Source organism: Pseudoflavitalea rhizosphaerae, from assembly GCF_003991355.1.
In the GTDB taxonomy this organism is placed as follows: domain Bacteria; phylum Bacteroidota; class Bacteroidia; order Chitinophagales; family Chitinophagaceae; genus Pseudobacter; species Pseudobacter rhizosphaerae.
On the sequence record NZ_RCSU01000006.1, the window covers coordinates 375,843 to 388,019 of the forward strand.

Below are 12,177 nucleotides of genomic sequence, written 5' to 3' on the forward strand. Positions count from 1 at the left end.
TGTATTTTCGCCCCGTTTTAATAAGATTCTAAAGCATTCCCTTATTTGAGAAAACTTCTACTCCGACATTAGTTTATCGCTTTACTGCATCAACAATAGCTTCTAACCAAAGCTATACAGATCCCGATCCTGAATATAAGAAACTGCGAACAGCATTGTTGAAGGCAGTATTAAACAAACAGACCTTTAAAACAGATTATTACGTTATGAAACGAAAGACTTTCAAGCTGGCTGCTTTATTATCTCTTATTACAGGAGTTGGAGCTATACAGGCACAGGGGCAGGACACAGAATACAGACCACCAAATCCGGTTACATCCTCGGTCCCTTTTTTACGGATCTCTCCTGACGCGAGAGCCGGCGGTATGGGCGACCTGGGAATAGCTACCACACCAGACGCGAGCTCGGCTTTCTGGAACCTGGCCAAAACTCCATTCACCAAAAACGATATCGGTATCAGTCTCACGTACACTCCCTGGTTGAAAGACCTTGGTTTGAACGATGTATACCTGCTTACCGCTACAGGCTATGTAAAGCTGGATGAACTGCAGGCGTTGTCTGCATCCGTTCGCTACTTCAGCCTGGGTAATATCCAGTTCACCAACTTCAGCGGAACAGATCTCGGCGAAGGCCGTCCCCGCGAATTTGGTGTGGACTTCGGTTATAGCCGTAAGTTGTCTGATAAAATTGGTTTGGGTATCGCACTTCGTTATATCAACTCCAATCTCGCTGCCGGCCAGGAAGTGGATGGTACAACATATAAAACAGGTCATGCTGTTGCAGGCGATCTGAGCTTCTTCTACACTGGCGTGAATGAGAATGGCCAGGGTTGGAACTTTGGCGCTGCTCTCTCCAACCTGGGTACCAAGATCGGTTATACCAACGATGCAAAACAGAAAGATTATATCCCTGCCAACCTTGGTATCGGAGCTTCTTACACTGCTGCTATCGATGAAACCAATAAAATTACTTTCGGCCTCGATATCAATAAACTGCTGGTGCCTACTCCTCCGATCTCAACCGGTGATTTTCAGCAGGACTCAGCGATCCTTGCCAAGTACCGCGACAAAAGCGTTGTAGGCAGCTGGTTCAGCTCCTTCGGTGATGCACCCGATGGATTCAGTGAAGAGCTGAAAGAGTTCCAGTTCTCTGTTGGCGCTGAATACGGCTACAACGAACAGTTCTTCGTTCGTGCAGGTTATTTCTACGAAAACAAGGATAAGGGTAACCGGAAATATTTCACACTCGGCCTCGGTCTTAAATACAATGTATTCGGACTGAACTTCTCTTACCTGGTCCCTTCAGGAAGTGGAGTGAACAGGAATCCGCTCTCCAACACGCTCCGCTTCGGGCTCGTGTTTGACCTCGATAAAGAGTAAGAACAAAAAATCAGATATATTTGAAGCGTCCTGACTTGTTCAGGACGCTTCTTTTTTGACTTAATCAAAATGATATGTACAGGATCGGATTCGGAATAGATTTTCATCAGATGACAGAGGGAAGGGACTTGTGGATTGGCGGGGTGAAGATTCCCCATCATAAAGGAGCCCTGGGGCATAGTGATGCGGATGTATTGCTGCATGCGATCTGTGATGCGATGCTTGGCGCACTGGCGCTGGGAGATATCGGCATGCATTTTCCCAACAATGATCCTGCATATAAGGATATCGATAGCAAGATCCTCCTGGGCCGTTGCTTTGAGCTCATCTCGGAGCGCGGCTACAAAATAGTGAATGTGGATGCGTCTATCTGCCTTGAAGCTCCTAAGATCAAACCTTATTCGCTACAGATGCGGGAAGTGATCGCAGGGATTCTGAAAATAAGTGTGGACGATGTTTCCGTAAAAGCCACCACAACAGAAACGATGGGATTTGTTGGTCGTGAAGAAGGATTGGTGGCCTATGCAAACGTGTTGTTGACCAAAGGGTAGTATATTTGCGGATGTCAACTATCAATGTAAAGATCATTAATCAATCTTCCAATCAACTGCCGGAATACGGTACGCCCGGCGCAGCGGGCCTCGATCTGCGTGCCAACCTGGAAGCTCCTGTTACCCTGCAACCAATGGAACGCATTTTGATACCAACTGGTTTGTTCATCGAACTGCCGGAAGGTTATGAAGCCCAGGTGCGCCCACGAAGCGGACTTGCCATCAAACAGGGATTGACCTGCCTCAATACACCCGGCACTATCGACTCTGATTACAGGGGTGAGATCAAAGTGATCCTCATCAATCTTTCCAAAGAACCGCAAACCATTCAACATGCAGACCGTATAGCGCAAATGGTAGTGGCTGCATATACGAAAGTACAATGGGATTCTGTTGAAAACATTTCAGCTACCCAGCGTGCAGACGGAGGTTTTGGACATACCGGCAAATCATAATTAATTCTCGGATCTGATGAAATATTTTCTCTGGTTATTGGTTCCCTTGGTATTCGCCGGCTCTATCAGCAGCTGTCGTTCCACCAAAAGGATCCAGACAGCCATCAGTAAAAAAGATACTGCAGCAGTAGTGCCCGTTGTGGACGCAAAGGCAGATTCCATGCGCTTCATCCACGAGATCTACCAGGCCATCGAAAGAAACCGGATAGACTTCAACACTTTCTCCGCAAAATTGAAAGTGGATTTTTCAGGAGATGATGGAAAGAAAAGAGACTTCACTGCTGCACTCCGTATCAAGAAGGACAGCGTCATCTGGGTCAGCATTACTGCCCTGCTTGGTATCGAAGCCTTCCGCATCATGGTAACACCTGATAGTGTGAAAGTGCTCAACAAACTGGATAAATTGGTACAGCTTCGTTCTGTATCCTATCTCCAGGAACTGGCTAAAGTGCCCTTCACATTCCAGGAGCTCCAGGCCCTTTTGATTGGCAATCCTGTGTTTATAGACAGCAATATTGTATCTTACAGAAAGGATGAGAAAACGATCTCCCTGCTCAGTGCTACCGATATCTTTAAGCATCTTCTCACTGTATCCAACGATGACTACCGTCTCCTCCACAGTAAACTGGACGATGCGGATGTGCTTCGGGCCCGCACCTGCAACATTGTATACGGGGATTATGTGAACAAGAATGCACTCCTGTTCCCCACCTACAGAGGCATTACCGTATCGGAGAAAACGAAGGTTGACATCGTGATGCAATTCAAGCAGGTGGACTTTAATGTAGATTTAACCTTTCCTTTTAATATTCCACGTAATTATAAGCGTCAATAATTCGTTACCACCTTATCACATTAATCAATAAATCCGATCGATATGCAAAGAATCCTGGTTGCCTTTACAGTGGTATTCCTGTGTGCCTTCGGAGCCAGCGCACAAAACAGTAGCGAGGACCTGAAGAAAAAGCAGGCTGAAATCCAGAGGGAGATCGATGACCTGCGAAATACACTCAACGATACCAAAAAGAATAAAAAGGCCAGCCTGGGTCAATTGGCGCTGATACAGAAAAAGCTGAAGCTTCGTCAACAGGCCATCGGTAATATCAATGATCAGATCCATTCCATTCAAAATACCATCTCCCAGAACTACAATGAGATCAGCAGGCTGAACAAGGAGTTGGATACGCTCAAGGAGCAATACAAGAAAAGTGTGGTATACGCTTATAAGAACCGCAGCAATTACGAATTCCTCAATTTCATTTTTTCCGCTAATAGTTTCAGCGATGCCCTCCGCCGGATCGAGTACCTGAAGTCTTATCGCCAATACCGGGAACAACAGGCCAGCACCATCCTGAATACGCAGGCCCTGTTGAATGAGAAGAATGAAGGCTTGAAAGCAAGCCGCAGGGAAAAGGATGAAGTGTTGAAAGATGCAGAGAAAGAAAAGCGTGTATTGGTGGTTGAACGAAAAGAAAAAGATGAGTTCCTTGGAAAGATAAAAGCCCGCGAGCGTGAGATCTCCAAAGAGATCGATATGAAGAAGCGTGCAGACCAAAAACTAAGGCTGGCCATCCGCGCCGCGATCGATAAGGAGATCAAAGCCGCAGCCGCAGCGGCCCGTGCAAAAGCGGCACGCGAAGAGAAGGCCAGACTGGAAAGACAAAAAGAACTGGAACGTGAGCGTGAAAAGGAAAAGGCCCGTCTCGCTGCCGCTGCCAGGAAGGAACAGCCGGCAACCGGTACAACACAACCAGCCACAGAACCAGAGGTGGTCAAAACTACCCCTGTTCCTGAACCAAAGAAGGAGCCGGCACGTACCGAGAGCGTGTTTGAAGCAACACCCGAAGGCATGGCACTGTCCGGAGGTTTCGAAAAACAAAAAGGAAAACTCCCCTGGCCTGTAGATAAAGGAACGGTGAAATTACATTTTGGTACTTATACCATTGAAGACACCAAGATTCGCGGGAATAATCCCGGCATCACCCTCGAAACCAATGCAGGAGCGCCCGTAAAAGCGATCTATGAAGGCGAGGTAACTACGGTTTTTGACATCGAAGGTAACTGGGCCGTAATGATCCAGCATGGTAAATACTTCTCTGTTTACAGTAACCTGGCTTCCACTTCGGTTAGCAAAGGACAGAAGATCAGCATGGGACAGGTGATTGGCAGGGCCGGAAATAATGACGACGGTAATGGTGAAGTGGAATTCATCATCACCCTGGAAAAAGCAAACCAGAATCCGGAATCCTGGTTAAGAAAAAGATAATCCGTCAACTACTTCATAAAAAATCCCGTTGCAGGTTCAGCCGCAACGGGATTTTTCTTTACTGTTATTTCAAATCAGTTCAGGAATCTGCTGTATAGCTCTTCATACATTGGCACCACCCTGTCAATATCGAAGTGTTGCGCATGTGCGAAAGCGTTAGCCTTGAATTGTTTCAGCATCTCAGGGTTCGATAATAATTCAATGGCCTGTGTGCTCATATTTTCCACATCACCCACATTGCTGAGGAAACCTGTTTTGCCATTTACATTGATCTCCGGCAGACCACCTGCATTGGTAGAGATCACGGGAACCCCTGCTGCCATAGCTTCCAGCGCTGCCAGGCCAAAGCTCTCGTAATCTGAAGTGAGCAGGAAGAGGTCTGATACTGCAAGGATCTCCTCGATCTGCTCCTGTTTTCCTACAAAGCGTGTATCATCGCAGATGCCGAGTTCGCGGCAGAGTGATTCGGCAACAGGTCTTTCAGGTCCGTCGCCTACCAGCAATAATTTTGACGGCACTTTCTTCAGCACTTTCGCAAAAATATGCACCACGTCTTCCACGCGTTTTAACTTGCGGAAGTTGGAAGCATGCAGCAATATCTTTTCTCCATTGGGTGCAATCACTTTGCGGAATGCATCGATTGGTTTCTTATTAAACCTTTTCACATCCACGAAGTTCTGTATCACTTCAATATTCTTGCCGATGTGAAAATGCTTGTAGGTCTCATCCCGCAGGTTGTTAGACACCGCTGTGATGGCATCGCTCTCATTGATGGAGAAAGTCACAACGGGCGCAAAGGTCTTATCCCTGCCCACCAGTGTAATATCTGTACCGTGCAGTGTTGTGATCACCGGGATACGTTTGCCCTGCTTTTCCAGGATCATCTTGGCCATATAGGCTGCTGATGCATGTGGAATAGCATAATGTACATGCAGGAGATCGATATTGTTGTTCACGATCACATCTACCATTGTACTGCTCAATGCAGTTTCGTAAGGGGGATAATCGAAAAGGGGATAGGTTGGTACTCGTACTTCGTGGTAAAATATATTGGCGTTGAATTCGCTTAATCTAACAGGTTGCTGGTAAGTGATGAAATGAACCTGGTGACCTTTATCAGCCAGTGCCTTGCCCAATTCAGTGGCCAGCACGCCGCTTCCGCCGAACGTGGGGTAACAAACTATTCCAATGCGCATAGAGACCGATTAGTTGATGGGTATATAGATGTATGAAGGTAAAGGAATTGTTTAACTTTAGCCTAAATAACAGTCCTTATGGCAGGAAGGTTCAAAGTCAAGAAAATTATCTTCTGGGTTCTCTTTATCGGTTTGGGCATCTTTGTATATGTGCGTTATTACTGGGTGTTTGAAACCGGCACCAAAGGCGGTATACTCAACACTTTTGGAAAGAAAGGATATGTATGGAAAACCTATGAAGGAAAACTTATCCAAAGCGGTTTCCGCACAAATGTTCAAAGTAATGAATTCGAGTTCAGTGTAGTGAGCGAATCTGTGGCGAAGGTACTGCTCGAGAATGCGGGCATGAACGTACAGGTGCATTTCAAATCTTATCTCGGGGCCCTTCCCTGGCGTGGCTGGCAGAAGTATATTGTGGACAGTGTGTATGAAGTGCGGAACCCGACGAACCTGGAGAATGTGATCAGTCCTCAGTGATTTTTTTTGGGCTCAGGGTTATGAATAAAACCGGCTGATGAAATAAACCAGCGCGGGAGGATATTTTTTGAGCATTTGTAGGGAGAGATGGGGCAGTAGTAATGCTGTTGAGCTGCTTCGCTTATATTTCATAGGCCGGGTTTATTCATAACCCTGAGCCCATAGCACTTTCAGGGTGCAACATTTTGGTTCGCCCGGACTTCATACACACTGTTGGTGGGGGAGGATGGGGAAAGAGTGCGTCACTCGGATAGAATGTAACAGTTAATTCATATTGCCTCACTTCCCTGTGTTTGAATTATTCAGTCTACCATACTTTCAGAAAACTTTAATAAGGATCACTGGTCCTTCATTACAACCATTCTGCATCACACAACAAACAATTCATGAAGAATAGCGCTATTGCATCTCCGTGAGCCCGCTGTTACATCAATAAGAAATGCTAAAAAGTTTTACCCCATCAAGGTGACCATGCCGTGGAGGGATAGGTGAACAGGGCCTTGAAAACATAAGCGAAGAAGCTCAAAAGAATTACCACCGTCCCATCTCTCCCTTTAAATGCTCAAAAAACATCCTCCCGCGTTGGTTTGTTTTCCAGCCCGCGTTCACCTATCCCCCACGGCTACCAGAACCGCTACCCCTGGACACAAAAGATCACGGGTCGCTTATGCAATTCCGGCACCTGTTTCTTCCACTCTGCAATTGTTTTAGTATGAACGAACTCTGTAGCAGCAGTGAGATCAGCGGCTATACATAAACGTGTGTTAGGGTGAAGTGTTTTGAGGATAGTCTCTACCAGTTGATTGTTCCGATAGGGTGTTTCGATGAAGATCTCTGTACAGTTTTGACGGATGGATGATGATTCCAGGTCTTTCAGAGATTTGATGCGCTGGGCAGTATCGATGGGGAGATAACCGTTGAAGCGGAATTGTTGTCCATTCATACCGCTGGCCATCAATGCCAGCAGGATGGAGCTGGGGCCTACGAGCGGAACCACCGTGGCGCCGGCTGCCTGGGCCACTCCGATGAGTAATTGCCCGGGATCGGCGATACCCGGACAGCCGGCCTCACTGATGATCCCGATATTCTTATTTTGTGCAAGTACCTGCTTGAACTCCTGCTGTACTGCTTCCTCGGCTTTGTGGATCGTGAACCACTGGTAGTCATCGATCACCATTTCTTTCCAGAGTTGTTTCAGGAAGCGGCGGGCACTTCTTTCGTTCTCCACAAAAAAACACTGGCACTGGCGGACTGCATCCGTTACATAGGCCGGGATGGTCTGCGTGGCGGACTCATGCAGGAAAGAAGGGATCAGGTAGATCTTGCTCGAAGTCATGACTGGCAAGATAGGAAAAATGTGGGCGTCAGACGCCGGGTTCCTTGTCCTGGTGATAAAGGCTGATGGTGGCGGCAACTACGGCATAGGCAGGTGCAAATACCCAGCCCACAAATAGTACGAGGTGCATGAGATAGAAAACGATACCGTTACCGATGGCGAGGCCCTTGTGCTTTCCGATGAATTCGATGCTTTGCGAAGCGGAAAGTTTATGTCTTTCGCAACTGTAATCGAGCATGGAGAAGCCGTAATAATAGCATTCCACAAAGAGTGCGAATACAGGAACGATCCAGCCTACCACGGGAATGAAACTGAGGATCAGCAGGCAGACCATGTAAACTGTTTGCCAGAGCATGTTACGAAGCGCGAGCTTAATGCCGCGGCCCATATCTCTCAATACTTGAGGCCAGCTGAAAGGGAAATCCTTTCCATTGAGGATGGCATCCGTTTTTTCACTGAGATAGGCGAATACCGGAGAGCCAAGGATGAGAAAAATGTATTTGAAAAGAGAAAAGTAGAAAGACAACAGCAGTAACCTGATCATGATCTCTCCCATCAGGAAGAAGAAGCTGAGGATACCACTGCTTTGATTGTGCAGCCAGCGGTCGATGCCGATGCGGTGACTGAGCCAGGTGACTGCATTATCCGAAGAGATCCAGAAAAAGTAAAAGCCAACCACAAAAAGGACCAGGTAAATGAATCCGGGGATCAGGATCCATTTCCATAGCCGGTTCTGGCTGATAAACTTGTGAGCCCTGAAATAGGACTGTATTGCGATTACGATTTCTTTGAGCAAGATGGTTATTTTTGATTCGCAGCTTCAGGATAATCCTTCAAACCTACTAAAATATTGAATCAATCGATGCTACCAGTGATGAAAAAGTTGAACGCAGCATTCTACGACCGACCGGATGTAGTGCAGATTGCAAAAGAATTGCTGGGAAAAGTGCTCGTCACAAAATTTGATGGAGAACTTACCGCAGGCCGCATTGTGGAAACAGAAGCATATGCCGGAACTATAGACAGGGCCTCGCATGCATGGAATGGCAGGCGTACCAAGAGAACAGAAGTGATGTATGGACTTCCGGGAACTGCGTATGTGTACCTCTGTTATGGCATTCACCAGATGTTCAATGTGGTCACCAATCAGAAAGATGTGCCTCATGCCATCCTGATCAGGGCGCTGGAACCACTGGAAGGAGAGGAGATCATGTATAACCGCTTTGGCGTGAAGAAAGGGCAGCGGACAGATCCGTATTTCCTCACAAAGGGGCCGGGCAATGTGGGCCGGGCGTTGGGATTGTACACTACGCATACAGGTTCCAGCCTTCAGGGAGATGAAGTATATATCGGGGACGATGGATTCACATTGAAGAAGGCCGGTATCGGCATTTCACCCAGGATCGGCGTGGACTATGCGGGTGAACATGCTGAATGGCTGTATCGTTTTTATGTGAAAGGAAATAAATACGTTAGTGGGAAGATCAGGAACTGATCTTCATATGTTCGATAACGTTAGTACTTGTTCATTAAAATCTCGGGCAGGGAATGCCTTTATATCCCGGAGGTCTCTTCACAAAGATCAGTGAGATCTCAATACCGCCACGGCTTTGAGAAGCAGTCTTCAATGTAGAGATGTTTACATCATAAGAAGCGCCCAGTCTGAATCCGCCGAATTCCAGTCCCAGGTAGGGGATCACGGCATCATTCACATTGTTGAAGCGCGTCCAGGCGCCAGCATAGAAGGTGGTTGGATTTTCTTCATCGTCATTCATCTGGAAACCCACTGCGCCACCGGCAACGATGTTGTTGGCCTGTGCCTGCCGGCTGAAGAGTGCGCTCAGGTAGAGATAGCGAGTGTTATCGGCAAGCCTGAAACTGCCTCCTGCATGAGCGGTGACCCTTGGGTTGAGCGTGTATTCGATCTTATCTGTGCTGAATGATTCTCGTGGTCTGTTGAGGTGATAACCTGCCACACCTACATAGAAATTATTGTATCCGTCTGTGGAGCCGTTATAGAGCGCCCCGGCAGAGAGATCGAAGTAACCGATATTGAACTCACGGTTATCAACAGCTTCACCGCTGGGGATGGTCCAGCCGCCATGATCGTCCAGTTCTGATTCGAAATTCAGTTTGGTGCCATCGAGCCGTTTTGTGAAATAGGAGCCCTGGAATCCGAAACCGATCTGGTGAAGACCGTCAGCATCGATCCCTTTATGGTAAGCGGTGGTGAGGGAGATCATATTGGTGCTGAGAATTCCGTTGGCTGTTTTATCGGTCATCGCTACCACGCCTACTCCCCAGGTATCAAGCTCTGAAATGCGGTTACGCAATATCGGTAGGTCGAGCGAAACGGTGGAAGTAATGAAAGCCTTGCTGATAGCGGGCCATTGGTCGCGGTAGTTACCTGCAATACGAAAATCGCCATTGAATTTACCTGTCAGGGCGGGGTTCAATGTAAGAGGCGAAACGAAAAACTGGGAAAAATTCGGATCCTGTGCTGCGGCTGTTTCCATCAGTAGCACTGCAAGCATAGCTGTGTAAAGTTTCCTCATCCGCATGTGTTAGTTAATCACTCTACCTAATGTACGAAAAAAAGAAGAATGACGGGGTTAAATTTGATCGTTACAGGGACTTATAATAATTTCTTTACATCTGAACTTTCGTACCGAATGCCAGGTCGCCAGCATCGCCGAGTCCGGGCACAATATAACCTTTTGCGGTAAGTTCATCATCGATGGCGCCGCACCAGATTTTTACATGCGGCTCAGTTCTTTTTACATATTCGATCCCAACGGTACAGGCTATAGCTGATACGATATGGATCTCCCTGGGGTGGCCTTCGTCCCGAAGATATTGAATGGTTTTTACCAGGGAGGAACCGGTGGCCAGCATGGCATCTGCAATAATGATCACACGGTTTTCCAGTTCGGGACAACTCACGTATTCGAGACTGATCTCGAAAGAGCCATCCCTGTTATGTTTTCGATAAGCAGAGATGAATGCATTATCGGCTTTGTCGAAATAATTGAGCAGGCCCTGGTGCAATGGTAATCCTGCGCGTAACACGGTGGCCAGTACGGGCTGTTCCTCCAGAACGCGGCAGTTGGAAACGCCCATCGGGGTCTGGATCTCCCGCTCCGTAAAAGGAAGGTGCTGGCTGATGCGCCAGGCAGCTACTTCGCCCACCCGTTCGAGGTTCCGGCGGAATCGCATCCTGTCTTGCTGCACCTGCACGTCACGCAATTCACTCACCCAGGTACTGAGCAATGAATCCTGTTCACTTAGATTGATTACCATGCGTTATTTTTGATGAGCAAATCTAATTCATTAGGGCAACCCAATTTCTTCTAAAATACTAAAAATATGGTTTACAGAGTACTCGGCCTCATGAGTGGCAGCGCATTGGACGGGCTTGATATTGTTTTTGTCGAATTCCAGGAGAATGGCGGGAAATGGCAATATGAGATCATTCAGGGTGAAACTTACCCTTACGAAAAAGAATGGGTGGAAAAACTCCGGAATGCCATTAACCTGAAAGCGCTTGACTACCAGTTGCTGGATGTGGAGTACGGCCATTATACAGCCGGGGAAGTGAATAAATTCATCAATAAGCACGGCCTTGATTTCAAAGTGCAGCTGATTGCATCCCATGGTCATACCACTTTCCATGTTCCTTCCAAAAAGATGACGGCACAATTGGGCGATGGCGCTTCCATCGCCGCAGCTACAGGCATTAATGTGGTGAGTGACCTGCGTGCTATCGATATGGCGCTGCACGGACATGGCGCTCCTATTGTGCCTATTGGTGAGAAACTCCTGCTGAACGATTATGATCTCTTCCTCAATATCGGTGGCATCATGAACCTGAGCTACCGCAAACCGGATGAGTATATCGCTTTCGATGTTTGTCCTGCAAACCGCGTGATGAATATGATGGCGCAAAAACTGGGAAAGGACATCGACTACAATGGCGATTTCGCCCGCTCCGGAAAACTGCAGCCGGAACTGCTGCAACAGCTCAATGCATTGGAATATTACAAGATGCCTTATCCGAAATCCCTGGCCAATGATTTCGGTACCGATGTGATCTTCCCCATGACCGCCAAATCCGGCTACAGCATCCAGGATGGGTTGCGCACTTTCGTTGAGCATATGGCAGAGCAGCTCAATGCCAGCCTGGTAGCGCTTCTTGAAGGTCAAGAGGGAAAAAAGCGCATACTCGTTACCGGTGGTGGCGCACATAATACATTCCTGATAGAGCGTCTTACTGCTTTGTTACAGGAGATCGATGTGGAAGTGGTTGTGCCTGATAAAGTGCTGGTGGATTTCAAGGAAGCCCTCATCATGGGACTGATCGGCGTATTGCGCTGGCGCGAAGAGGTCAATGTGATGTCTACTGTTACCGGAGCGGATCGCGACAGTATCGGTGGCGCTGTTTGGATGGGACAACCCTGGAACTAGATTGTTCATCAGTGTGCCGGCAGTCGCTCGCCTCCCGGCGAGCAATGTCATTA

Annotated in this window: 13 protein-coding genes; 8 read left to right on the forward strand and 5 right to left on the reverse strand. The window is 47.6% G+C overall.

Annotated features, from left to right (window positions below):
- Positions 1-206 precede the first annotated feature (206 nt).
- The 5 genes from porV (at position 207) to D9Y29_RS13215 (ending at position 4,651) form a co-directional block, all read left to right on the forward strand.
- A complete protein-coding gene (gene porV, locus D9Y29_RS13195; RefSeq protein WP_127128822.1) occupies positions 207-1,379 on the forward strand; it encodes a type IX secretion system outer membrane channel protein PorV in 1,173 nt (390 codons plus the stop codon).
- 74 nt (positions 1,380-1,453) lie between these two features.
- Positions 1,454-1,930 carry a 2-C-methyl-D-erythritol 2,4-cyclodiphosphate synthase gene (ispF, locus tag D9Y29_RS13200; protein WP_127128824.1) on the forward strand — a complete coding sequence of 159 codons (477 nt, stop codon included), beginning with the start codon at positions 1,454-1,456 and terminating at the stop codon, positions 1,928-1,930.
- Between the two features lie 11 nt (positions 1,931-1,941).
- Positions 1,942-2,385, forward strand: coding sequence for a dUTP diphosphatase (dut, locus tag D9Y29_RS13205; RefSeq protein WP_206513775.1), 444 nt, complete (start codon positions 1,942-1,944; stop codon positions 2,383-2,385).
- 16 nt (positions 2,386-2,401) lie between these two features.
- Positions 2,402-3,220: a lipoprotein insertase outer membrane protein LolB1 gene (lolB1, locus tag D9Y29_RS13210; RefSeq protein ID WP_127128826.1), complete on the forward strand. Its 819-nt coding sequence runs from the start codon at positions 2,402-2,404 to the stop codon at positions 3,218-3,220.
- A gap of 42 nt (positions 3,221-3,262) precedes the next feature.
- Positions 3,263-4,651: a murein hydrolase activator EnvC family protein gene (locus D9Y29_RS13215; RefSeq protein ID WP_127128828.1), complete on the forward strand. Its 1,389-nt coding sequence runs from the start codon at positions 3,263-3,265 to the stop codon at positions 4,649-4,651.
- Positions 4,652-4,725: 74 nt separating this feature from the next.
- Here the strand turns inward: D9Y29_RS13215 and bshA are convergent, their stop codons facing one another.
- On the reverse strand, positions 4,726-5,847 hold the full coding sequence (bshA, locus tag D9Y29_RS13220) for an N-acetyl-alpha-D-glucosaminyl L-malate synthase BshA (RefSeq protein WP_127128830.1): 1,122 nt from the start codon (positions 5,845-5,847) through the stop codon (positions 4,726-4,728).
- 78 nt (positions 5,848-5,925) lie between these two features.
- Here bshA and D9Y29_RS13225 point away from each other — a divergent pair, with 78 nt between their 5' ends.
- Positions 5,926-6,324 carry a hypothetical protein gene (locus tag D9Y29_RS13225; protein WP_127128832.1) on the forward strand — a complete coding sequence of 133 codons (399 nt, stop codon included), beginning with the start codon at positions 5,926-5,928 and terminating at the stop codon, positions 6,322-6,324.
- A 634-nt stretch (positions 6,325-6,958) separates the two neighbouring features.
- On the opposite strand, the gene D9Y29_RS13230 is transcribed toward D9Y29_RS13225, so the two are convergent.
- Positions 6,959-7,660, reverse strand: coding sequence for an SAM-dependent methyltransferase (locus tag D9Y29_RS13230; RefSeq protein WP_127128834.1), 702 nt, complete (start codon positions 7,658-7,660; stop codon positions 6,959-6,961).
- A gap of 28 nt (positions 7,661-7,688) precedes the next feature.
- The gene (locus tag D9Y29_RS13235; RefSeq protein ID WP_127128836.1) at positions 7,689-8,456 is read right to left on the reverse strand and encodes an EI24 domain-containing protein; all 768 of its coding nucleotides are present in this window, start codon (positions 8,454-8,456) and stop codon (positions 7,689-7,691) included.
- 78 nt (positions 8,457-8,534) lie between these two features.
- Here D9Y29_RS13235 and D9Y29_RS13240 point away from each other — a divergent pair, with 78 nt between their 5' ends.
- Complete coding sequence (locus D9Y29_RS13240; protein ID WP_127128838.1) at positions 8,535-9,155, forward strand: DNA-3-methyladenine glycosylase; 621 nt, start codon at positions 8,535-8,537, stop codon at positions 9,153-9,155.
- A gap of 34 nt (positions 9,156-9,189) precedes the next feature.
- On the opposite strand, the gene D9Y29_RS13245 is transcribed toward D9Y29_RS13240, so the two are convergent.
- Positions 9,190-10,221 (reverse strand): PorP/SprF family type IX secretion system membrane protein, encoded by a 1,032-nt coding sequence (locus tag D9Y29_RS13245; RefSeq protein WP_127128839.1) that lies wholly within the window; start codon positions 10,219-10,221, stop codon positions 9,190-9,192.
- An 88-nt stretch (positions 10,222-10,309) separates the two neighbouring features.
- Positions 10,310-10,960, reverse strand: coding sequence for a uracil phosphoribosyltransferase (gene upp / locus D9Y29_RS13250; RefSeq protein ID WP_127128841.1), 651 nt, complete (start codon positions 10,958-10,960; stop codon positions 10,310-10,312).
- A 66-nt stretch (positions 10,961-11,026) separates the two neighbouring features.
- Here upp and D9Y29_RS13255 point away from each other — a divergent pair, with 66 nt between their 5' ends.
- On the forward strand, positions 11,027-12,124 hold the full coding sequence (locus tag D9Y29_RS13255; protein WP_127128843.1) for an anhydro-N-acetylmuramic acid kinase: 1,098 nt from the start codon (positions 11,027-11,029) through the stop codon (positions 12,122-12,124).
- Positions 12,125-12,177 lie beyond the last annotated feature (53 nt).